The organism is Marinoscillum pacificum (genome assembly GCF_024714495.1).
In the GTDB taxonomy this organism is placed as follows: Bacteria; Bacteroidota; Bacteroidia; order Cytophagales; family Cyclobacteriaceae; genus Marinoscillum; species Marinoscillum pacificum.
In genome coordinates, this window is the sequence record NZ_JAMZMJ010000001.1 from 1107386 (window position 1) to 1130113 (window position 22728).

General features: G+C 37.4%; 19 protein-coding genes and 2 tRNA genes. 12 read left to right on the plus strand and 9 right to left on the minus strand.

Translation table 11 applies throughout. The features are described from left to right. Positions 1 to 44: 44 nt before the first annotated feature. Entirely contained in the window at positions 45 to 1739 is a 1695-nt protein-coding gene (locus tag NXS00_RS04820; RefSeq protein ID WP_258097980.1) for an amidohydrolase, read from the minus strand. Between the two features lie 183 nt (positions 1740 to 1922). Here NXS00_RS04820 and rpsA point away from each other — a divergent pair, with 183 nt between their 5' ends. Together rpsA and NXS00_RS04830 are read left to right on the plus strand one after the other, a co-directional pair. Continuing rightward, complete coding sequence (rpsA, locus tag NXS00_RS04825) at positions 1923 to 3935, plus strand: 30S ribosomal protein S1 (RefSeq protein WP_258097981.1); 2013 nt, start codon at positions 1923 to 1925, stop codon at positions 3933 to 3935. A 121-nt stretch (positions 3936 to 4056) separates the two neighbouring features. Then, positions 4057 to 4127: transfer RNA gene (locus NXS00_RS04830), tRNA-Cys, on the plus strand. A 236-nt stretch (positions 4128 to 4363) separates the two neighbouring features. On the opposite strand, the gene NXS00_RS04835 is transcribed toward NXS00_RS04830, so the two are convergent. Continuing rightward, the gene (locus tag NXS00_RS04835; protein WP_258097982.1) at positions 4364 to 4876 is read right to left on the minus strand and encodes a hypothetical protein; all 513 of its coding nucleotides are present in this window, start codon (positions 4874 to 4876) and stop codon (positions 4364 to 4366) included. Positions 4877 to 4984: 108 nt separating this feature from the next. Here NXS00_RS04835 and NXS00_RS04840 point away from each other — a divergent pair, with 108 nt between their 5' ends. Further along, positions 4985 to 5836, plus strand: a complete 852-nt coding sequence (locus NXS00_RS04840) for a DUF6089 family protein (RefSeq protein ID WP_258097983.1) — start codon at positions 4985 to 4987, stop codon at positions 5834 to 5836. On the opposite strand, the gene NXS00_RS04845 is transcribed toward NXS00_RS04840, so the two are convergent. Further along, complete coding sequence (locus NXS00_RS04845; protein ID WP_258097984.1) at positions 5822 to 6919, minus strand: aminotransferase class V-fold PLP-dependent enzyme; 1098 nt, start codon at positions 6917 to 6919, stop codon at positions 5822 to 5824. The two genes, NXS00_RS04840 and NXS00_RS04845, sit on opposite strands and share 15 nt — an antisense overlap. Beyond that, positions 6919 to 7485, minus strand: coding sequence for a sugar transferase (locus NXS00_RS04850; protein WP_258097985.1), 567 nt, complete (start codon positions 7483 to 7485; stop codon positions 6919 to 6921). Before NXS00_RS04850 ends, NXS00_RS04845 begins: the two co-directional genes overlap by 1 nt. A 130-nt stretch (positions 7486 to 7615) precedes the next feature. On the opposite strand from NXS00_RS04850, the gene NXS00_RS04855 reads away from it, so the two are divergent. Beyond that, positions 7616 to 10036 (plus strand): penicillin acylase family protein, encoded by a 2421-nt coding sequence (locus NXS00_RS04855; protein WP_258097986.1) that lies wholly within the window; start codon positions 7616 to 7618, stop codon positions 10034 to 10036. A 5-nt stretch (positions 10037 to 10041) separates the two neighbouring features. Further along, complete coding sequence (locus tag NXS00_RS04860) at positions 10042 to 10413, plus strand: hypothetical protein (RefSeq protein ID WP_258097987.1); 372 nt, start codon at positions 10042 to 10044, stop codon at positions 10411 to 10413. On the opposite strand, the gene NXS00_RS04865 is transcribed toward NXS00_RS04860, so the two are convergent. Continuing rightward, positions 10404 to 10889, minus strand: coding sequence for a DUF4920 domain-containing protein (locus NXS00_RS04865; protein ID WP_258097988.1), 486 nt, complete (start codon positions 10887 to 10889; stop codon positions 10404 to 10406). The genes NXS00_RS04860 and NXS00_RS04865 overlap by 10 nt on opposite strands. A 131-nt stretch (positions 10890 to 11020) precedes the next feature. On the opposite strand from NXS00_RS04865, the gene NXS00_RS04870 reads away from it, so the two are divergent. Together NXS00_RS04870 and NXS00_RS04875 are read left to right on the plus strand one after the other, a co-directional pair. Then, positions 11021 to 11221: a hypothetical protein gene (locus tag NXS00_RS04870; RefSeq protein WP_258097990.1), complete on the plus strand. Its 201-nt coding sequence runs from the start codon at positions 11021 to 11023 to the stop codon at positions 11219 to 11221. 42 nt (positions 11222 to 11263) lie between these two features. Continuing rightward, positions 11264 to 12580: a tetratricopeptide repeat protein gene (locus NXS00_RS04875; RefSeq protein ID WP_258097991.1), complete on the plus strand. Its 1317-nt coding sequence runs from the start codon at positions 11264 to 11266 to the stop codon at positions 12578 to 12580. A gap of 46 nt (positions 12581 to 12626) precedes the next feature. Here NXS00_RS04875 and NXS00_RS04880 read toward each other — a convergent pair whose 3' ends face one another. Next, a complete protein-coding gene (locus NXS00_RS04880; RefSeq protein ID WP_258097992.1) occupies positions 12627 to 13082 on the minus strand; it encodes a hypothetical protein in 456 nt (151 codons plus the stop codon). A 357-nt stretch (positions 13083 to 13439) separates the two neighbouring features. On the opposite strand from NXS00_RS04880, the gene NXS00_RS04885 reads away from it, so the two are divergent. Continuing rightward, on the plus strand, positions 13440 to 17495 hold the full coding sequence (locus NXS00_RS04885; RefSeq protein WP_258097993.1) for an AsmA family protein: 4056 nt from the start codon (positions 13440 to 13442) through the stop codon (positions 17493 to 17495). A 38-nt stretch (positions 17496 to 17533) separates the two neighbouring features. Continuing rightward, positions 17534 to 18385, plus strand: a complete 852-nt coding sequence (locus tag NXS00_RS04890; RefSeq protein WP_258097994.1) for a TraB/GumN family protein — start codon at positions 17534 to 17536, stop codon at positions 18383 to 18385. Between the two features lie 26 nt (positions 18386 to 18411). Here NXS00_RS04890 and NXS00_RS04895 read toward each other — a convergent pair whose 3' ends face one another. Genes NXS00_RS04895 through NXS00_RS04905 form a run of 3 tightly spaced genes read right to left on the minus strand, consistent with a single transcriptional unit; the run spans position 18412 to position 19985 of the window. Continuing rightward, complete coding sequence (locus NXS00_RS04895; RefSeq protein ID WP_258097995.1) at positions 18412 to 18816, minus strand: (4Fe-4S)-binding protein; 405 nt, start codon at positions 18814 to 18816, stop codon at positions 18412 to 18414. After that, the gene (locus NXS00_RS04900) at positions 18813 to 19091 is read right to left on the minus strand and encodes a GNAT family N-acetyltransferase (RefSeq protein WP_258097996.1); all 279 of its coding nucleotides are present in this window, start codon (positions 19089 to 19091) and stop codon (positions 18813 to 18815) included. The genes NXS00_RS04895 and NXS00_RS04900 overlap by 4 nt, the downstream gene beginning before the upstream one ends. A 3-nt stretch (positions 19092 to 19094) precedes the next feature. Further along, positions 19095 to 19985 carry a phosphatase domain-containing protein gene (locus tag NXS00_RS04905; protein WP_258097997.1) on the minus strand — a complete coding sequence of 297 codons (891 nt, stop codon included), beginning with the start codon at positions 19983 to 19985 and terminating at the stop codon, positions 19095 to 19097. Positions 19986 to 20002: 17 nt separating this feature from the next. Here NXS00_RS04905 and NXS00_RS04910 point away from each other — a divergent pair, with 17 nt between their 5' ends. From NXS00_RS04910 to NXS00_RS04920, 3 genes are all read left to right on the plus strand, one after another. Continuing rightward, positions 20003 to 20881 carry a diacylglycerol/lipid kinase family protein gene (locus NXS00_RS04910; RefSeq protein WP_258097998.1) on the plus strand — a complete coding sequence of 293 codons (879 nt, stop codon included), beginning with the start codon at positions 20003 to 20005 and terminating at the stop codon, positions 20879 to 20881. Between the two features lie 688 nt (positions 20882 to 21569). Then, a tRNA-Pro gene (locus NXS00_RS04915) sits at positions 21570 to 21643 on the plus strand. Positions 21644 to 22064: 421 nt separating this feature from the next. Further along, complete coding sequence (locus NXS00_RS04920) at positions 22065 to 22727, plus strand: hypothetical protein (protein ID WP_258097999.1); 663 nt, start codon at positions 22065 to 22067, stop codon at positions 22725 to 22727. Position 22728: the final 1 nt, after the last annotated feature.

The following is a 22728-nucleotide window of genomic DNA, read 5'->3' on the forward strand; positions in this document are numbered from 1 at the left end:
CTGGTCAAATGGGTGAGCTGCAAACGTACCAATTTATCAGTTAATTACTTTTCAAAGACCACTTTACCATCAATAATGGTCATTTTCACTTGTGCAGTTAAAATTTCCTCATCAGGAACGGTCATGATATCTTTATCTAACACCGTAAAATCAGCAATTTTCCCTTCTTCAATTGTACCGGTGATATCTTCCATAAAGGCGCCATATGCAGGCCAGATAGTATATGATTTCAAAGCTTCTTCACGAGTCATCTTTTGTCCAGGCTCGTAACCACCTTCAGGATTTCCTTTCAGTGTTTTTCTACTTACAGAAGCATAGAAACTTGCCAATGCGCTTACAGGCTCCACTGGTGCATCTGTTCCATTGACAATTTTAGAACCATTATCTATTAGTTCACTCCACATATAAGCACCGTTTTCGATTCGCTCTTTACCCAATCGATCTATTGCCCACGGTCGATCTGATGACATATGAATAGCTTGCATAGCTGGAATAACTCCTAATTCAGCAAATCTTGGAATATCTTCCGGATGGATATGCTGAGCATGCTCTATTCTGAATCTAGAATCATTTGCTTGCTCAGGAAACTCCCCAAATGCTCTTTCATAAATATCCAGTACCTCTCTGTTGGCTCGATCTCCAATGGCATGAGTACACATTTGGAATCCGTTCGCTAAACCATCAAAAACTACCTCTTCTATATCTTCCATAGGAGTGACATTATGCCCATGCACGCCGTGAGCATCACTGTATTCTTCTAGTAACCATGCACCCCTAGAACCTAAAGCACCATCGGCATATAACTTTATGGAACGGATGTTCAAGTGATTGTCATACAAACCAATCTGCGGTCCTTTTTCATAATAGGCTTTTAATAGCGAAGTATCCATTCCAGAAAGCATTACGTGCAATCTGATCTTCAATTCTTCCTCAGCAGCAAACTCTTCGAACACCTCTATATCATCTGCTCTTGATCCTGCCTGGTGCAGTCCAACAATCCCATTTTTTAAACACTCATCAATTGCCAACTGTAATTTGCGAGCTTTCAATTCTTTAGTCTCTTCAGGAATTTTTTCAGCTACTAACCTGCTCGCAGTTTCATTAAGCAAGCCTGTAGGTTGACCAGTTACATCTTTAAACACTTCTCCTCCATTAGGATCAGGAGTATCTTTATTTATTCCTGCTAATTCTAATGCTTTGGCATTAACCAGGCTGGCATGACCACTGGCATGACTCAAATAAACCGGATGATTAGGAACTGCTTCACTCAGCTCATGATGTGTGGGAAATCCCTTAAAAATAGTTTCCGGAGTCTCAGACCATTTATCCTGATGCCATCCTCGACCAATTATCCAAGTTCCTTCTGGTGTCTCTTCCGCCCTTTTCTTCACCATGTCCACTACTTCTGAATAACTCTGAGCACCCATCAGATCCACATTTACCAGATTTGCTCCTACTCCCATTATATGAGCATGTCCCTCTATAAATCCGGGATAAACAAAGTGACCATTCAAGTTCAGTACTTGCGTACTATCACCTCGAAAAGCTAATATGTCATCCAATTTTCCAACCTTAATAATTTTACCATCTTTCACTGCCACTGCTTCTGCCGTAGGTTGAGCGTCATTTGCGGTGTATACCTTTGCATTAACCAATATAGTATCTACAGGATCTTGTTTTGGTTGACAGCTGAAAATCAGAAGGATAAGTAGTAATGGAAGGATAAGTTTGCTATTCATAGTTGTTTACTTGTTTCGGTCGAAGATAATAGATCGAAATTACTCTTTTTTAGTTAAATGCTTTAACTTTGCGCCTCCATTCGAGTGAATGGCTTTTTAGCTGCAGAGCTGAAATGATTTTTAAACCAAACCTTTATCACCCCGACTCGAGTGATAAAAGTGTAATTAGAGTCAATTTTTATTATGGCAGAAGAAAACAAAGAAGAGCTTCAAAACCAAGCTGAAAATGCTGAAGCTCAAGCTCCTGAAGTGAAAGCTGAAAAAGAAGTTCCTTTCACTGAGGAAGCAAAAACTCCAGAAGTAGCTGCTCCTATCGCACAACCTGTAACTGACGTTTGGGATACTGCACAGGATGATGGTTTTGGAGAAGAGTACTCTGAGGCAGACCGTAAGAAAATGGAGGCTCTATATGAGGCTACATTGAACCAAATCACAGAGAAAGAAGTAATGTCTGGTACTGTAGTAGGTATCACTGACAGAGATGTTATCGTTAACATCGGTTTCAAATCTGACGGATTGGTTTCTCTTTCTGAATTCAGAGATATCGAAGGTCTTAAGACTGGAGATACAGTTGACGTATACGTTGAAGAGCAAGAAAATGCTAACGGCCAACTAGTTCTATCTAGAAGAAAAGCTAAAATCGTTAAGGCTTGGGAAAACATCCAAAAAGCATTGGATGAGGACCTTGTTATCGACGGTATGGTTAAGAGAAGAACAAAAGGTGGTCTTATCGTAGATATTTACGGTGTAGAGGCGTTCCTTCCAGGTTCACAAATTGATGTGAAGCCAATCAGAGACTTTGATGTGTTTGTTGGTAAGAAAATGGAAGTGAAAGTTGTAAAAATCAACTACACTAACGATAACGTAGTAGTATCACACAAAGTATTGATCGAGAAGGATATCGAGAAACAAAAAGCTCAAATCCTTGAGAACCTTGAAAAAGGTCAGGTACTAGAAGGTGTGATCAAGAACATGACCAACTTCGGTGTATTCATCGACCTTGGTGGTGTGGATGGTCTACTACACATTACAGATATTTCTTGGGGACGTATCAATCATCCGGAAGAAGTTCTTTCACTTGACGAGAAAGTTAACGTGGTAGTTCTTGACTTTGATGATGATAAGAGAAGAATCTCTTTGGGTATGAAGCAATTGACTGCTCATCCTTGGGATTCGTTGGATAAAGACCTAGATGTAGGATCGAAAGTTAAAGGTAAGATCGTAAACGTAGCAGATTACGGTGCATTCCTTGAAATCATCCCTGGCGTTGAAGGTTTGATCCACGTTTCTGAAATGTCTTGGTCTCAGCACTTGAGAAATCCACAAGATTTCATCAGCGTTGGAGACGAGCTTGAGGCAGTTGTATTGACTATTGATAGAGATGAAAGAAAAATGTCTCTAGGTATCAAGCAATTGACTGAAGATCCTTGGACTAAACAAGACGTATTGACTAAATACGCTGTTGGAACCAAGCATTCAGGTATCGTAAGAAACTTGACAAACTTCGGATTGTTCATCGAGCTTGAAGAAGGTATCGACGGTTTGGTACACGTATCTGATCTTAGCTGGACTAAGAAAATCAAGCATCCATCTGAATTCGTGAAAGTAGGTGAAAACCTAGAAGTTGTGGTAATGGAACTTGATGTAGATAACAGAAGATTGGCTCTTAGCCATAAGCACCTTGAAGAGAACCCATGGGATACTTTCGAAACAGTATTCACAAGAGGATCTGTTCATAAGTGTACTGTAATCTCTACAAATGATAGAGGTGCTATCCTTGAGCTTCCTTACGGTATTGAAGGACAAGTTTCTACTAAAAACCTTCAGAAAGAAGACGGTGCTAACGCATCAGAAGGCGAAACTTTAGACTTCAAAGTAATGGAATTCGCTAAAGATGAGAAGAGAATCCTTCTTTCTCACACAGCTACTTGGAAAGAGGGCGCTGAGCAACCGGCTCCGGCTCCAGCTAAGAAAGCAGCTACTGGTGGTAAAGGCAAAGGAAACACTTTGAACAAAATCAACAATGAGTCTGAGAAATCAACTCTAGGTGATTTGGATGCACTATCTGCTCTTAAAGAGAAGATGGAAGAAGCAGCAGCTAAACCTGCTAAAAAAGCTCCAGCAAAGAAAGCTGAAGAGCCAAAAGCAGAAGAAGCTGATTCAGCTGAAACTGAAGAATCAAAAGATTCTGAATAATATCAAAAAACCGGAAGCAAAATGCTTCCGGTTTACCTTATTATTTCTTTAATTTGCACTCGCAAAAACAACAGGTACTTTGTCCGCTAGCTAGCGGATAGGCAAAGACCTGACAATATCAGGTCCTGTGGCCGAGTGGCTAGGCAAAGGTCTGCAAAACCTTGTACAGCGGTTCGAATCCGCTCGGGACCTCAGAAGAGAAGCTACCTTAATAGGTGGCTTTTCTTGTTTTATACGGTTTTGATTCCATTAAGAAACACAGCGGTTTGATTCTTTTGATAGCGTATGGACGGGACATTAAAATGAAAAGAATGCCTTCTGTAAGTCTTTCTTGTTCGTTAATTTGATGAGATTGAAAATGGCTAAGTAATAACCTAATTCATCTAATCTAGCTCAATATTTTATCAGCACTCATGCTTCATTTGGCTTTATCCTTTTGCCAATTGCACATTATATCGATGATTCAAATAGCAATATGCTAAAGCACACAGATCAATAATAATCCATGCAGCTATTGATGGCACAAATGAACCAACAACTCCTCCGCCAAATAACCCGACTGAAAAAATCAACATGTAGGTCTTACGCACAAGTAAGTGTTTGACAAGCTCCACAGCATACACCCCCACCGCTATGGAAGAAAGAAGAAAATAGTAAACGAACTCTTCTGTTTTTACATCAAAAGAAACGATCAAACCAACAACAGTGACTGTGATACTGGCAAAAATGAGTGTTCCCCTACTAAAAAGTGTTACAAGTTTTATCTGGCCATACTTACTCCATAATACCCACGACAGCAAAGCGACACACATCAGGATCACTCCAAAAAGCTGTAAGAATTCCAGGTATCCAGCACCCGGATACATAATAGATAAGGATTGATTGAATTTGAGCAACATCAATCCAAAGGATGTCCCAAATAGAAATAAAATTAGTTTCATTACGTTGGCTTAATTACCTAAATATACAGAATTCAGAAGTGGAAATCAACAATTCAAAACATCACAAACCATGTACTATTGGCTAAAATTTCTTTATTTTGGAGAAGGATGATGAAACAGGTACTTCTTGGTGTATGCTTTTTAATGCTAGCAACTTCAGTTCTGGCACAAAACTTCTTATCCGCTACTTTAAATGATCGTTACTATTCTGCATACGCTGGAGTAGGATTTGCGTCATATAGAGGAGAGCTCAAACACAATGGTAGTTTTCAAAATGAAGTCTCCAATTATACTGTTGGTACTGAGGTAAGACTTCTTAGTAAGCTATCAGCCAGAGTAGAACTGAGTAGATACAGTATCCGAGGACATGACAAGCATGCTCCAGATAGCTCGTTCGCGAAACAGCGTAACCTTTCTTTTGAGTCAACCAATTATGAAGCTACCGTACAAGGTGTGTTTTATTTAAGAAAGTATCGAGGCGTATATCACAAGCGCTGGGGATTGGATCCATATTTAGCTATAGGTATTGGAACAACTTTTATCAGCCCTCAAGCAAAGTTGGGAGAAACGTATTTCAACCTCTATGAACTCAAAACTGAAGACAAGGAATATAGTCGCTTAACACTGATCATTCCTGCTGCCGCTGGTCTTAAATGGAAACTGAACAGTAATGTAAACTTCATCACTGAAATAGCTTACCGATATACTTTCTCAGACTATCTGGACGATGTTTCTGGAAATTTCCCGGAGTCTTATCCTGATGCAACCACAGAAATTCTCAGTAATCGAAAAGATGAAATAGGAGTAATAAATGAAGAAGCTTACGCACAATTAACCGCGGGTAATGCACGCGGGGAGTCCAACAACAAAGATGCTTACTTGTTCTTGAACTTGAAACTAGAAATCTTCCTTTCTAAAGACATGTTCAAGCCAAAACCCAAACCATCAAAGAGACAGTAGTACCGAGCATACGCGCTCAACATCCTCTTCGGTCATTCCAACTCCTCCAGGCAAACAGATTCCCGTTTCAAAGAGATTACTTGCTACCTCTCCTCCTATCGAATCATATTTAGCGCAAAGAGGTTGTAAGTGCAACGGCTTCCAAAATCTTCTAACTTCAATATTCTGTTCTTGGAATTTCTTTAATACATCCGAAGGATGAACACCATCAATGATGGCGGGAGTAATCCAATGGTTAAAGTATTGGTCTGGAGTTTCCTCATAGAACTTCACTCCTGATTTTTCAAGCTTTTGACGATAGGCATGGTGAATATCGAATTTACGCTGCAGTATCCAATCAAACTTAGACAACTGACCAAGTCCTAATCCTGCCAAGAGGTTACTCATGCGATAATTAAAGCCCATTTCAGAATGCGAGAAGTGATCCGCATCATCCTTAGATTGAGTAGCTACAAACAAGGCACGCTCACGACAACCCGACTCCTGACACAGCAAAGCTCCACCACCACTGGTAGTAATGATCTTATTACCATTGAATGAAAGAGCTGCATATTTTCCGAAGCTACCAACTGACCTATCCTGGTACTTACTACCCAATGCTTCAGCTGCGTCCTCTATCAGAATAATATCGTATTCGTCACAGATAGACTTGATTTCAGTTATTCTTGCGGGTATTCCGAATATATGAGTTGCAATAACAGCTTTTGGCTTTTCATGTTTTGATAAATAGTCTCTAAATAACTCAGGACTCATATTCCAGTTATCCTCATCACTATCGATAAAAACCGGCACAGCTCTTTCATACAAAAGCGCATTCGCTACTGCGATGAAGGTAAAAGTCCCAACCAACACCTTATCACCCTGCTGAATTCCAGCTAGCCGAATGGATAAATGAAGTGCTGAAGTTCCTGATGTAACACCTAAAACATTGGAAAAACCAAACTGTGAAGAAAGCTGCTCCTCAAATTGATTGAGCTGTGGCCCTATTGGTGCAATCCAACCACTTTTGATGGCATCCGATATCGCATCCAAATCCGAAAAATCAGTGTACGGTGGAGATAAATAGATTCTTGATTTACTCACTAATGTTGGTGTAATTCAAATGAATGGTAATCTGCCTGATGGAAATAAAAGATTCTTACAGCAGTTTTAAATAGAATTTTCAGATCAAATAGGAAACTTACATTTTGAACATACTCTAAATCTAATTCAACCTTTTCTTCCAAAGTAAGCGCATTTCTACCATTAACCTGTGCAAGACCAGTTACTCCGGGCTTCACAAGGTGTCTTTTGCGCCCTTCATCACTGTAATCACTCAAATAATCTTGCAAAAGTGGCCTGGGTCCAACAAAACTCATCTCTCCTTTAATGATATTGATCAACTGAGGTATTTCATCCAGCGAAGACTTTCGAAGAATAGAACCAACTCTTGTGATTTCTCCATTCTTCATGCTTGTGAACTTATACAACTCAAAAATTTGCTCGTTATAACCTGGGCGAGAATGCTTAAAGATTACCGGCGAGCCAGTGATTTTCAATAGCACCGCAATGCAGATCATTACTGGAAACAGCACTACAAAAAGCATCATAGCTGTCATCCGATCTATCAAAGGTTTCCAAATTTTGAGATATTTTGAATTATCCTGCATGGCAATTGTCTCAAAAGTATGCAATCTGATCTTTTCTTAATATTTTTCCGATATAATTCCTTTTTGGGAGCAAAGGTTCAAACTCCACCGCCACACTACCTTTGTATAGATTTAGATTTAACCCTGCTGAATGAAGACTTTTCGATTCTTATTTTTTGTCTCGCTAACCATAGCATTTGGAGTTTCTTTGAACACCAAGTTCGGCTCCACTCCTCCCTTGGGAAAATTACTGAGCCCTTTCGAAGGTTTTTGGCAAAATGCTGAAGAGCCAGGTATCAACTATCTGGAAGAGTTGTCCATCAAAGGTCTTCAGAGCACTGTTAAAGTATATTATGATGAGATGAGAATTCCTCACATCTACGCAGCCAATGAACATGATTTACACATGGTTCAGGGATATCTAACTGCAAGAGACAGGCTGTGGCAAATGGACTTCTTCGCAAGATTGGTTTTAGGACGACTTTCAGAAGTAATTGACAACCCTGCTATTCTGGATTTTGATAAAATGAACAGGCGCATTGGTCTAAAGAGAATGACCATTGAGTTCTATGAAAAAACCAAATCTTCCCCTGAACTACATGCAGTGATCAATGCCTATAGTGATGGAGTGAATGCCTATATCAACAAAATGGGATATGGTGATTATCCAGTAGAGTTTAAACTGATGGATTATGAACCTGAAGAATGGACACCATTAAAAACATGCTTAGCATATGCCATGCTCAGCAACACCTTATCAAAAGGCGAATCCGACCTGGAAAACACTAATGCGTTAAAACTTTTCGGTGAAGATTTGTTTAACGTGCTTTATCCAGAACAATTAGGAAATTTAGATCCAGTGATCAGAAAATCCCGCAAATGGGACTTCAAACCTATCCCAGCAGTAAAGCCAGATATTGAATTTCCATTGATTACGACAGATGCAACAATTGACAAACCGCATCCACTTAATGGTAGTAACAATTTTGCTGTTGCTCCATCTAAAACAAAAAATGGCAATGTATTACTGGCCAATGAGCCCGATTTGGAGTTGACTTTACCATCAATCTGGTACGCTTACCACCTGAATGATGGAAACAAAAATGTAATGGGTGTTACCGTTCCAGGAACTCCTATTATGTTAATCGGATTTAATGATTCCATAAGTTGGGGTGTAACCAACTCACCAAGAGACCAGGTAGATTGGTATTCTATTGAATTCCGTGATGAAAGTAGAGATGAATACCTCTATAATAATCAATGGTTCAAGACTGAAAAGAAAATTGAGGAGTTCAAACTAGCGAATGGAAAAACTGTCTATGACACAATCATCTATACTCATCATGGCCCTGTAGTTTATGACAGAAACTTCAAAGGAGATAATCAGAAGCGTAATTATGCCATGAAGTGGATCGCTCATTTCCCGAGCACCACTTTTGATGCCATGTACGATATCAACAAGGCTTCTAATTACAATGAATTTGTAAAAGCGATGAAGAAATTTCAGGGGCCACCTCAAAACTTCATTTTTGGCGCATCAAATGGAGATATTGCCCTTTGGCTACCAGGAAAATTCCCAGTTAAATGGAAAGAACAAGGGAAATTCCTTATGGATGGATCAAGTATTGACCATGAATGGAAGAACTATATCCCTTTTGATCAATACCTATATGATAAAAATCCCGAGCAAGGCTATCTGACTTCAGCCAACCAGCATCCAGTGGATTCACTATACCCATACTATGTATATGATCATAATTATGAATACTATAGAGGTAGACGAATCAATGACCGCCTGAGAATTCTGGACAACATACTTCCTAAGGACATGATGAAACTTCAGAATGACAACTTTAATTATATGGCTTCTGAAAGTTTACCAATGATGTTATCCCATTTGGATACTAGTCGATTTACAACTCGCGAGTGGAATTACTACAAAACATTGAGTGATTGGGACTACTTCAATGCTCCGAATTTAAAAGCACCGAGCGCATATCAATTGTGGTGGGACATTTTGTATGAAAATACCTGGGACGAATTTGATACAGTAAGTATACAAGTGGATCGACCGAATAAGTACGTAACCATTCATGAGTTCAAAAAAGATTCAACATTCCTATTTGCTGACATTTTAAGCACTTCGAAAAGAGAATCAACCAGTGATTTAATGAAACTCACATTTAATGCTGCTCTAGACTCAATGGATCACTGGGTAGATCAAAATGGTGAAGATAATAGCTGGTATAAATTCAAGAACACTACAGTTAAACACCTTGCAAGACTAGATCCTTTCTCAGTCTCTGAAGTTCCTGTTGGAGGATACTCCAGTATTGTAAATGCAGCAAGCAAAGGACATGGCCCGTCCTGGAGAATGGTTGTAGAAATGGATCCGAATGGCACAAAAGCCTGGGGTGTCTATCCTGGAAGTCAGACAGGAAACCCTGGAAGTCCTTTATATGGTCATATGATCGAAAATTGGGCAACAGCCAATTATTATGAATTACTGTTTGGAAGCGATGTTTCTTCCAGTGACAAAGTCATCTTCACTCAAACTATCAAAGGCAACTAATAGATATGAAATTAATCGCTAGAATCATTCTTATTTTATCCGTTTCATATCTATCAGCACTTTACCTTCCATGGTGGAGTTTGATTGTGGTGGCCTTTTTAGTAGGTTTCGGGATACCTGGGAACGGGATCAATCAATTTATTGCTGGGTTTCTCGGAGGCGGTCTTCTATGGATGACCTATGCATGGTTGATTGATGTACAGACAGAATCTATTCTTTCTGAAAAAATAGTAAAGCTATTCCCTTTAGATGACCCGATTTTCCTACTTGTGTTGACTGGCCTCTTAGGTGCCATCGCTGGTGCTTTGGGTGCATTGTCTGGAAATAGCTTTAGACAATTATTTATGAAAAAGAAACAAAAAAGCTTTTACAGCTGATTTGGCTTTTTGATCAAAACACCGGAAGCAACGATAGATACTTCTTTCATGTCTGTTTCCGGATTGAATTCTCTTCCTGAGTCGTCAGCAAAGTGTTTTGCCGTTTCTTCATCCAATTCCTTTAAAGAAGCGATACCGTCAATAATGACCTCTCTACCGGCAGCATCCTTAGGCACAAAGAATCCATAATCTTTAAAGGTAACTCTGATTCGCTCTCCGTTATCTGACTTTAGAGTCATCCAACAGCCCTTCATCTGGCAAACTTCATCTATAGTTGCTACGAATTTTACATCTACAGTATCACTTGTAGAAATAGTAGGTAATACTTCAGCTGTAGCCGGCACTTCTTCAACTACTACTTCAGCACCGAATGACTCCCAACTATCAGTTTTGGATGAACAGGATACTACTAAAACAGTAAATGCAACAAGCATCAGCCCGTTAACAATGGATTTTGTGGATAAGCGTCTTAACATGACATTAATTGTGTTTATAAAAATCTGATTTTAAGGTTTTTAAGTGTGGCTAAATTGTTCAATACTAACGGTATTCAACAATTTCGTACATTGTAAATTTAAACCAATTATCAACAAAACATTTTAACGCGATGAACAGATTTAAAAGATTCTCAACACTAGTATTATTTACAGCTACTATCTTCTTTGGCGCTTGCTCACAGGATGAAACAATGGATGAACTACTAGAAAATACCGAAATAGGTGCACCAGTAAATGCTAATGAAACTGATCCAAATGGTGAAGCTGGACAAAAGAAGGATCCACCACCAGTAGATGGAACAAATGGATAATTCCATAAAACGTTTTGATTTAAGGAATTCATCGAAAAAGTCGTGATGTTAATCACGACTTTTTTTTATCTTCGGCATAAAGTACAAATAAATTTAGATTTGAAGAGGTATTTAACACCGATTGCTTTGTTTTTCTTTTCATTATTAACTGGGTATGGTTCAGATTTAGCCTCTGACTATTCCTTGGTTATTGATGCATATAAGAATAATGACTATGAACAAACAAAAATAATTGGCAATGAGGTTTTAGATAAAGCCAAGGAGCAGCAAGACTATTACCATTTAACTAAATTGTATTACATTCTTGGGTATGTTTCAGAAATGACTGATGATTTTGGTAATGCAATTATCTATTACCTTGAAGGATGTCGTATGGGCTTATTATGTGAGGATCTTTCTATAAAGCCCTCTGTCATATCTATGCATAAAAACCTGGAGACCATACTTGCAGATTACAAACATTTTGATTTAGCGAAACAATTTATAAAAGACGGAATTGAATTAAGCATAACCTACAAAAGTGAAGAACAAGTCATTAGCCTGACAAGCAATCTTATTTATATATTGATCCAGGAAGAAAAATATGACGAAGTTTTAGTTACAATTGATTCATTACGTTCAAATTTTGAACTTGATTATAACACTCAAATTCAACTTAAGAATAAAGAAGGGATAGCTCACATGAATCTTAACAACCTCAAAGATGCAGAAGCCTGCTATCAATTCATATTGGATAATGACCCCAGTTCTGATAGTAAAATGTACGCATTCGCGTTGCACAATTTAGCTTTAATAGAACTAAAAAAAGAAAAAACTAATTTAGCAATCAACTATTTGAATCAGGCTATCACTTATAGCTTAGAAAAAAAACTGAATTTCAGAGTTTTCAGAGGGAGACAACAATTAGGAGAACTTTATTTGAGCAATAATCAATTGAATCTAGCACTATATCAATTTCTAAATGCTGCTGAAATAATTGAAACATCTTATACAAATAATGCAGAAACCTATAGTATTTATCAATGGATCAGTACTACCTATGAACAACAAGGCAACATTGCGTTAGCATTAGAATACAAAGAAAAGTACAGCGAAAAGCTTGAAGAATACATTGCTCAACAGAAAGAAATCACAGAATTAGATAAAAAATACAACATCCAACTCTTAACCGATAGATACTACGACCTTCTAGCTGCGGACATGGAGCAAAAAGAAACAGAGCGTTTAGCCAAATTCGGAATTGGTGGAACTGCTTCATTCTTCCTGATCATCTTGTCCATCATGGTGTATCGGCAGAGAAGAACCAAAGTACTTCTTGCAAGAGAAATCAATGAACTCCACCTCACCTCTGAGGTATAATTCAATAATCAATACATTTTTAAAGAATAGAAAAGAAAGATCTTTCTTATAGATCTAAAGAAAGTTTGTTTCTAAGTAACTCAAGAATTTTATCCTGCTTGGTATACAACGCCTGGATTTTATTTCTCTGATGCATGTTTTCTTTCAGAAGAGTCTTGATTAATTCTGAAAGTTCTTCCAATGACGGGTTAAGTCCCAAATCTCCACGAAGATTCTCTACCAGACTGACAATTCTATTTTCAATGCTCTCATATCCCTGATCAAGAGCGATACTATCCTTGTTTTCTTTCCAGATAGGACCTTCACCTTTTAGGAGCCAATTAGCATTAATAGCACTGTATGTAATGAGGATTTTTTGCAATAGATCGTAACTAGGCTTACTTCTACGTCCTTTTATGATGTTGTAAATCACAGGACTTTTCACACCAATTTGATCTGCAAAGGAATTTGGATTCGTTTGCAAATCACTGATTAAATCTGATATACGATCGTTTATTGCCATTGAAAAATGTAACTGGATATAAAAATAAGAAATTTACCTATAAAAAAGAAGGGTTACTAATTGTAACCCTCCCTCATTAAGAACCAGCTATGGAAAATAGATACTCACTATCTATATGACTCAAATATACTATCATTTGATAGTATTCCAAATAAATAAACGGGATTTGAGAAGATTTTTTATATCAATTGATAAAAAAAGGCCACACCTGAGAAAGTGTAGCCCTATTTTCCACCGCTGATCAGAATGATCATTACCTGAAATATAACGTAATTACCAATTCCTACCAACAATAATTAAACAAATATCATTTCAGAAAATATTCAAATTCCCCAGAATTGAACTATTTTCACCCCGATGTCCGCTAGTAATAAACGCCTTAGAATTATCATATTCCGCATCAGCCTTCTGCTGTTTATTACAATTGCCTCAAGCACAGTTTATTACCTAGTTTATGTTTATGGACCTGAAATCGCAGATACGCTGGTTCAAGAAGCTGTACGTAAGCAAACAAATAATCGGTATGAGGTTTCTTATGAAAAAATTGATATCTCCATTCTCAAAAAAAATATCGCTTTAGAAAATCTCGCGTTTCTTCCGATTAATGCTGACACCTTAAAAAGATCTTATGAGATAGAGGTTCCCAAATTGGAAGTAGCTTTCAAATCGATCTTTGACATCTACTGGAACAAAACCATTTCGTTTGAGCACATCGTAATCTCAGATCCCAAAATCAATATTCTCAGAAATGCCTCAGACACCACGAAAACATCACTTTCAATTGAGTCTGGTGATTTGATTAAGTTAATTGAGAAAAGCCTGTTTAGTCTGGAGATAGATAGCTTAGGCATCTCTAATGCGACAGTTAAGTATAAGAGCCTAAGAGACAAAGAATTTGAAATATTATTGAAAGAAATTGATCTTGGTGTGAGTCAATTTCACCTGGACAGCCTGGGCAACAGCAGCAAATTTTTATTTACTGACAATATCACCTTACGACTTACCAATCAACATTTTCTTTTAGCTGATAGCATTCATGAAATAAATGTAGGCTCTCTTGACATATCCACTCGATCGGAAAATATCCTTTTCAGGAATATTCAACTTCATCCAAGACCAAATGCACTTGATGCGAACAACACATATATTTTGGATATTCCAGAACTGAATTTTAGAGGGATTGATTTTAAGTCTGCTTATCGCGAAAATAAATTGAAACTGGATTCCATTAGAATCTTAAATCCAAAAATCAAAATTGCCAGAAGTAAACGAAAAAACTCCAACAAAGACCTACTCCCCTTTTTATTCACCCTATTTAATAGAGTGGATGTTGGGAAAATGATGATCGATCAAGGCAGCATTCATTATCAGCACCATTTAGAGGACGATAAATACTTTAATTCAAAAAAGCTAAATGTAGAAATTCATGAGTTCCATCTAGATTCATCTTTTTTACAAAAGCCATTTGACTATCAATACTTTGAACAATTTCGTATGGTCGCCGAACACACAAATTTGTTCACTAAAGATTCTATTAAAGTTTTTAGCATAACACATTTTGAAGCTTCTTCAATAGATTCCATTTTAGTTTTTTCAGATCTAAAAATGGATTTACTAAATATCGACACAGTCAAGAGTCATCTTTCTATTAAAGCTCCTGAAATACGTGTCGCCGGATTAGATTTTCGATCACTTTGGTTGCAACACGAAATTAGAGCCAATCAAATTCAACTTTCCTCCCCGGACCTTTCTGGATATTTAGCTTTAGCTCAAAATTCGAATAAAAGAGGATTTCTTAACTCCATATCCATAGATCAACTCAACATTGACAAGAGCCAGATTGATTTAAATCTCAAAAATCAGAAGGTCTCATTAAACGATTTCAGTACAGAACTCAGCAAGATCAGCATACCTAATGACAGTTTGCAAAACGATGATTTCACAAAATACTGGAAAACTAACTACATAGAATCTTCAGATTTATTTTTAGGGACATTAGAAAACAACATTCAAGTGGGTCTTGTAAAGATTGACTCTAATTTCTACCACAACAAGCTTTATCGAATACGTCAAATAAAGGGATCCTCTACTCCTATTGATATAGATACATTAGTTATTAACGGATTAAAGGTTGACAGTCTACTACATTCTGGCTTCATTATTTTTGATTCACTTGTTGTTCATGGCCCTCATTTCACGATCAACCTGGACCAAAAAAGCGACCTTAATACGGATAAACTAAACAACCTGATTCATAAGACTTTCTTTAAACAAGTCCGTCTGGATCGAGGTAAGGTGAATGTAATCAAGAATAATCGCATCATTTCTCATATGGACAGTATCAGTACTACACTGAGCACCTTCCACTATGACACGATTATCGACGAATATTTTACCGGAATTGACTTTCAAGCAGATACCATCCATATATCATTCACGGAATTGCATCATGGGTTATCAGGCAGTAGGATCTCCATCTCTCAGAATGATTCTACACTAGATATTCATGACTTAAGCTTCATGCCTTATTCGCTGGACAGTGCATTTAATCATTATAAGATCCATTCGAGTGAACTCAAATTACGACAACTAAACTTCCACAAACTGATCAATGATCAGGAGATTTCTTTCAGTTCTGGGTTCCTAACCAAACCTGATATTAAGATCACTATAGAAACTCCTAAAAAAGAAGGAAAAAACAAGAAGCCTAAAGATTTGATAAGCTTCGAATCATTCAATATCGGAGGTGGTAATCTAAATTTCCAAAACAACCTAACAGGCTTCTCATTAACCTCACGTGATTTTGATGTCTTAATTCATGATTTTGACATGCTGAATGATTCCAACCTATTCTATGCGAAGAACTATTTATTTGATGCAAAACAAACTGTAATTGGAGTAAAAAAATTGGATGACAGTATCAAAATTGGTTATTCCATCATAGATACGCATGCCGGTAATTTTAGCTTACATGATGTAGCATTTAAGCACTCTGATATTTTCGATTTGCATATTCCAAACATGAAAGTCAAAGGCCTGATTACTGAGCATCTTCTAGACAATGGATGGTTCAATATGGACTCGTTGATACTGCATGAACCCATCGTAAAATATGGTATCAAGAATCAATCAGATAGAACTAAGCCCAGCAATCCACCGAACATCAAAATCAACAATCTATCTGTTTTAGATGGAAATATTGGATTGCATAAAAGTGATCTCAACTTCGGAGACTCGATATTCCTCAATAAACTTAACCTGCAAGTAGAAGGGTTTATTTACGATTCATTGATCCGAGTAGAGTTTTCTCATCATCTCTTCAAATCACTGGATATCAGTGGTAGTGAATTTGAGTATACATTACCTGACAGTCTTTACAAGCTGCATCTGTCTGAATACTCATACAATCATGTGAACAAAACTATTGATCTTTCAAATATCAAACTGATCCCGATATATAATAAAGGTGAATTTCAGAGCAAAATAGATTATCAGCAAGATTGGTTTGATGGCTCAATTCAAAACATCAACATTTCCGGATTCGAAATTGATTCACTCATTTCTAATGACCTAATATTATTGGAGTCCCTTTCAGTAACCGACTTCACATTAGATACACATCGAGATAAACGAATTCCCAGAAAAGAAGGAGAATACAAGGCACTTCCTCAAACATTGATGGCTAAAGCTCCAATGCGAATAATTGTCGACTCAATTAAAGTATACAATGCATTTGTCTCTCATTCTGAATTCTCCGAAACTGGAACTTTACCAGGAACTCTCTATTTCCAAAAGATTGATGCACGAATCTCCAATTTCACCAATGATAGTCTTCAACTTTTAGTTAATCACCATATGAATTTTGACGCGAATGGCATTTTATTAGAAACTGGAAATTTTGACTTAAGTGTAGATTTTGACTTAACCTCTGCAGATGATCAATATACGCTTCGTGGTTCTGTTGGAGACATGGATTTGACAGAGCTTAATGATTTCCTACAGAATACCGCATTTGTATCTGTACGAAGTGGCGCCTCTAAAAGTATAAATTTCTATTTCGATGCAAATGAAGAATATGCTCTGGGTGAAATGACCTTTTACTATGATGACCTAAAAATTAGCGTTCTGAATCAGGAAAGCTATGACACGAAGGGCTTTGGTGCTTCATTGAAAACCTTCTTTGCCAACACCTTTGTGGTCAATACCAAAAATCCACACTTCATATTTGTGAGAGACGGGAACATATTCCATGAACGGGATAAGACAAAATCAATTTTCAACTACTGGGGAAAGGCGCTACTCAGCGGTGTGGTTAGCAGTATTGGCGCTAAAAACAACAAGAAAGAGATCAAAAGCCAAAATGATGAAATCCGTCAGGAATATGAAGAGCTAAAAAAATCAGGCAAACTGTAATATTTAGGTTCCTTTGACTAACTAATAGTTAAAACTCTATGAAAAAGTCAATAACTACACTAATAGGCATCTTTATCGCCGCAGTATCTTTTACGGCAGAAGCTCAGGATCAATCATTGCTCTGGAAGATTTCTGGCAATGGATTAGACAAACCATCTTACATTTTTGGCACTATTCATATTATGTGCTCAGATTATGAACTGGAAGACAAGGTACAGTCAGCGCTTGCAAACTCAGATCAGGTTTATCTGGAGCTGGACATGGATGATCCTGCCATGACTACCAAAATGCAACAACTCGCAGTAAATAAAGACATGAAGAACTTCTCATCAGAACTGACAGATGAGGACAAAAAGAAACTTAACGAATTCTTAGTTGCAAACTACAATGCTGGTCTAGAGCAGTTAGGCATTTTAAAACCTTTTGCATTGATGGGAATGATTCTGATTAAACGCATATCGTGCGATGCCCCAAACGGCGTAGAAGAGTTAATAAAAACTGAAGCAATAAGATCCAAAAAAGAAATAAAAGGGCTAGAAACCGTAGAATTCCAAATGGGACTATTTGACAATGTGCCTCTTGAAGATCAAATGGTTTGGATCATGGATTTACTAGAAGATGACTATCCAGAAGAATACAGTCAAATGATGGAAGCCTATCAAGAGGAAGACCTTGACAAATTAGAACTATTGATGGCAGAAAGCCCTGGAATGGCTAATTACCTGGACATGCTTCTTTATCAGCGAAATCAGAACTGGGTTCCTTTGATTAGCGAGATATCTAAAAACAAAAGCACTTTTTATGGAGTTGGAGCAGCGCATTTAACAGGCCAGAAAGGAATAATCTCACTACTAAAAAAAGAGGGATATACTGTCAATCCAGTACTCTAAAACAATTCAAAAGGGTTAGTCCTTCACTAACCCTTAAACTCTATTTTCTTGTGCGAACCGTCACAAAATGGCTTGTTGGATGAAGCACCACAGCGACAAAGCGCTATTGACTTTGATGTCCTATGCTCTTCCCCTGAGGCTGTTTTTATTTTCACAATTCCATTTACTAGCAAAGGACCATTTTCAGCCACCTCTATGGTTGTTGTAGTACGAAGTTCCTCTTCGGCATTATTAATGCTCAGTGCTCCCGAAGGACACTTAGCTACCTGATTACGAATAGCCTCGTCTTCTGCTCCATCCATATCTACCCAGGGTCGTTGGTTAGGGTTAAAGACTTTGGGTAATCCATGAAAACACTTTTCTGAATGGATACATATATCAGGCTTCCAAACCACTGTGGTTTCACCTTTAGAATATTCTTTAATCTTCACAACACATCATTAAGTTCTGAATGCTTTTTAAAAACCGACCTGGCATATGGACATAATGGCACGATTGAAATCTGCTTCTCTCGAGCAAAGCCCACTGCAGCTTCAACCATTTGAAACCCTACCCCCTGTCCTCTTAAATTGTCATGAACCTCCGTATGATCAATAATTATTCGATCCTCCCCTGCCCAGGTGTAGGTCATTTCAGCTTTTTTGATTCCATCAACTTTTACATAAAAGCTACCTTTAGAATCGACTTCTTGATGTTCAATATTCATGTGCTATTTGGTTAGTACCTGTAAGGTAACGCCATGATCTTTAAGGCTGTGATATAAGATCTCTAATTCGTCTCTTTTTGATTTTCGAACATCCCGAATATATACCTCTTCTACTCTTCCTGGATACTCCCGCACGATCGATTGATAAATGTATGGATCCTTTTGTCCACTATCACCAATCAGAACAAATTTAACATCAGGAAATACTCTTAAAAGACGTTCTATCTTATCCTTTTTATGAGAATGACTTCCACCTCCACTTTTCACCAAATCACGAATACCACTCTTTATATCCTGTAATAACAGAACCCCCTCTGGCAATTCATTGTAATTCATAAAATCATTTAAAAAATCGTAGAGATTCCATTCACTGCTACTCACGTAAAACAGCTGTCCGCCTTCACCCATTAACTGGTGATAAAATTTTTCGGTACCTCTAAATGCTTTTCTTCGCTGATGATTTTTGGTCAACAACAAATACAGTTTTCTCCATAAACTGGTAGAGTGAGAAACAAGAATCGTATCATCAATATCCGATACAATTATCTTTTCAATTTTATTAGCAACAGTAATGTCAAGTTGCTCTGAAATGGCAAATTGCGGAATTGAGATTCTTATTTGTTGATTGGTCACCCCTCTAATCTCCGTTTCAAAATACCCATTCTTGTCAGTCTGAATCACCTCAATTTTATCCGGCAATTCAATCTGTACTTCTTCATTCTTCATCCCCTTCACCCGATACCTACGTATCATTTCAAGAGCATTTTTGAAGGGGTTGGTAGTGATTTTATCACGTTTCTTTACTGGTGATCGTAACACATGCCCCATAACGTATGTTATGTTAGTACCAGCGACAGGTTTATATACCTTAAGTGTTGGTTTGATTTCACGCATAAGTCTTTAATGATAAGATGAAAAAACACCTTTTTGTTATAAACCCGGTATCTGGAGGTACAGATAAGCAAGGATTAATCGATGACATTCACCAAAAATTCAGCAATCTTTCTTACAAAATTTGGAAGACCACTGGTAAGAAAGATAAAGAAAATCTCGAGTCAGAATTAGAAGCATATCAACCTGACATGGTCTTTCTTGCTGGTGGTGATGGCACCATCAATCAACTCCTGATGCCCATAGTGGATCGAAACATAGAATTCTCCATTATACCTTCAGGTTCTGCAAATGGCTTGGCTACGGACCTGGGAATAAGCATTGAAAATTGCTTAGATATTCTAGATAACAGCCATAGGACCGAGCTTGACATTATTATGATCAATGACAATCCTATGATACATATGGCTGATTTGGGCTTGAATGCCACGCTTGTCAAACGATACGAAGAAGAGAACCGTCGTGGATTCATTGGATATGCTATAAGCGCAATTAAAGAACTACCTGCAATCAATCAACCTTTTAAGGCCAAAATAATCATTGATGGATCAGCTCAAGAGTTTGAAACCAGCTTTTTAGTCATTGCCAACAGTCAACGCTATGGAACTGGTTTTGAAATCAATCCAAAAGGAAAAGTGAATGATGGAAAGTTCGAATTGTGCTTAATGAATGAACTCTCGATAGAATCAATATTTGGACACCTGTTTCAAGACACCCAGGAGAATTCAGATAAAATGATGTTCGAAGTTTTGAGCACAGATCAATGTGAAATTGAATTAAAAGAAAAGGTTAACTTTCAGGTAGATGGGGAGTACATCGGCACCTTTGATTATCTGAAAATTAAACCGCACCCTAAATCAGCAAGACTTATCCTTCCAAATACGATTCCTCACCCATAACCCAAGTAAGTTTCATTATAACCGGTTGCAGTGTGTAGTTAAAATCGGACTGAAATTAAAACTTGATTTAGGCACAAGGCTTTACAAGATCTTCCTGACTTTTAAATGTTTGGGTTATATTTTACGAACAATAGACCCAGGAAAATCCATTTTCTTATCTATCTCTGATAAGAAGACACTTGAGAAGAGAAGGAGCTCTAATCACCATAAAAGCGTAACTACCTTATATTAATCAATGCGGAATATGAATTTACTATTTAGTGATTATACCTTTTGGCATATGGCTTCTGAAGTTTCTTGAGCTGTTTCCCTTTTTTAGCATCAAGTTCTCTAGAGTGTTTAAGATCATTCCATGAGTAATTTCTTGGATTGCGAGAAGCACTGCAAGAACTAAATAAACTCAGAAGAAATAAAAATAGCACAGCTGCCAAGAGTTTCACTCTGGCAGGCTTTAATTGTAGCTGAAACATAACATTGCTTGGTTGTTGTAAATGTAAATATATAAATATTTTTTATACTTATTCCAATATTACGTTTTATCTGAAATTATATTTTCAAATTGGTTGAAAAGAATTTTGCATTTTTTTTCACCAACTCTTTTTTCACTTCAAAAATGTTCTATATTTGCATCCGCGTTTACAACGAAGGGATAGCCAGAAGGGAAGAAAAGCTGTAAAAACGCATTGTTCGGGGCATAGCACAGTCCGGTAGTGTACCTGGTTTGGGACCAGGGGGTCGTAGGTTCGAATCCTGCTGCCCCGACGAACAAAAACAAAAAAGCTCTGAGAAATCAGGGCTTTTTTTTGTTAGTGGAGTACAGTATTTAAGTACAGTTCTGGGATCAAGGATCAATCTGTATTTCTGGGATCAATTGGATCAAGGATCAATCCGAGAATCTGTGGGGAATGTCAGAATAATCTAATTTAGCCTTTAAAAAAGAGCTTTGGATTTAACAGCATGGGAATTACTACTACCAGAAGGGATGCTGGATTACTTCGAGGTAGTTTCTGCATACAAGCATATCATTGATTACACGATCTAGACCAAATATCCACCACTACCTCTAATTGATTAGACTCACCACATTTCGAGCCTGCCAAAAATCATTATCTGTACTAATTAAAATACAGAATTACTACATAATGTACCCCTAGATTAGCTCATCCATTTAACACAGTGAGCCATGAAACTTAAGTTTATCACCAACTTTGGAATGCTTATTTTCCTGATGAGTACTTTCCACATAATAAGACTATTTGATTTCAGTTACGAATCAGAACATCCAAGCCTTAATGAATACTCTACAGAGCCTGACATCCATCTTAATAATGTCAGACACTACTATACTAAAGAAGCTGATCACAATCGCAGCATGTATCACCTAGATCAAGCGATACAAAGCATCAAATACCTTGAAACTGATGTTGATCTAAATACTAGTCAAATAGTAGATGAGGCAATTGAAAAGTTAAAATATATCTATGAAGAAATAAAAAATGACACACTTGTAAATGAAGACCTAAATCATGCATTTGAGTTCGCACTTACCAGCTTGTCATTAGCTGAACTTCGTGTTTCCGAACGCTATGCTGAATCGAATAAACTAGAGCTATCAAGAATTGCTCTTAAATACTCAAAATTGCATTTGAAACATGCTCTTGAGTATTCCTTCAACGACAGTGCTTCGCACTATGAAAAACATGTTTATGAACAAATTGACTCCCTCTTAGCTAACTTTGAAGATGCACCAGTATTCATTACCGAAAAAATAGATTTGATGATTGACGAAATGGATAGCCTCCTTCAATTAGAAAGAAATCAATTAACCAATTTGTCAATTAATTAAC

What these genes read in the sequence shown, in the direction of transcription:
- NXS00_RS04920 (WP_258097999.1), top strand. Translation starts at nt 22,065, where the DNA reads ATGAAACTTAAGTTTATCACCAACTTTGGAATGCTTATTTTCCTGATG.
- NXS00_RS04905 (WP_258097997.1), bottom strand. Translation starts at nt 19,985, where the DNA reads ATGCGTGAAATCAAACCAACACTTAAGGTATATAAACCTGTCGCTGGT.
- NXS00_RS04880 (WP_258097992.1), bottom strand. Translation starts at nt 13,082, where the DNA reads ATGGCAATAAACGATCGTATATCAGATTTAATCAGTGATTTGCAAACG.
- NXS00_RS04885 (WP_258097993.1), top strand. Translation starts at nt 13,440, where the DNA reads ATGTCCGCTAGTAATAAACGCCTTAGAATTATCATATTCCGCATCAGC.
- NXS00_RS04850 (WP_258097985.1), bottom strand. Translation starts at nt 7,485, where the DNA reads ATGCAGGATAATTCAAAATATCTCAAAATTTGGAAACCTTTGATAGAT.
- NXS00_RS04870 (WP_258097990.1), top strand. Translation starts at nt 11,021, where the DNA reads ATGAACAGATTTAAAAGATTCTCAACACTAGTATTATTTACAGCTACT.
- NXS00_RS04865 (WP_258097988.1), bottom strand. Translation starts at nt 10,889, where the DNA reads ATGTTAAGACGCTTATCCACAAAATCCATTGTTAACGGGCTGATGCTT.
- NXS00_RS04820 (WP_258097980.1), bottom strand. Translation starts at nt 1,739, where the DNA reads ATGAATAGCAAACTTATCCTTCCATTACTACTTATCCTTCTGATTTTC.
- NXS00_RS04900 (WP_258097996.1), bottom strand. Translation starts at nt 19,091, where the DNA reads ATGAATATTGAACATCAAGAAGTCGATTCTAAAGGTAGCTTTTATGTA.
- NXS00_RS04890 (WP_258097994.1), top strand. Translation starts at nt 17,534, where the DNA reads ATGAAAAAGTCAATAACTACACTAATAGGCATCTTTATCGCCGCAGTA.
- rpsA (WP_258097981.1), top strand. Translation starts at nt 1,923, where the DNA reads ATGGCAGAAGAAAACAAAGAAGAGCTTCAAAACCAAGCTGAAAATGCT.
- NXS00_RS04855 (WP_258097986.1), top strand. Translation starts at nt 7,616, where the DNA reads ATGAAGACTTTTCGATTCTTATTTTTTGTCTCGCTAACCATAGCATTT.
- NXS00_RS04840 (WP_258097983.1), top strand. Translation starts at nt 4,985, where the DNA reads ATGATGAAACAGGTACTTCTTGGTGTATGCTTTTTAATGCTAGCAACT.
- NXS00_RS04835 (WP_258097982.1), bottom strand. Translation starts at nt 4,876, where the DNA reads ATGAAACTAATTTTATTTCTATTTGGGACATCCTTTGGATTGATGTTG.
- NXS00_RS04910 (WP_258097998.1), top strand. Translation starts at nt 20,003, where the DNA reads ATGAAAAAACACCTTTTTGTTATAAACCCGGTATCTGGAGGTACAGAT.
- NXS00_RS04860 (WP_258097987.1), top strand. Translation starts at nt 10,042, where the DNA reads ATGAAATTAATCGCTAGAATCATTCTTATTTTATCCGTTTCATATCTA.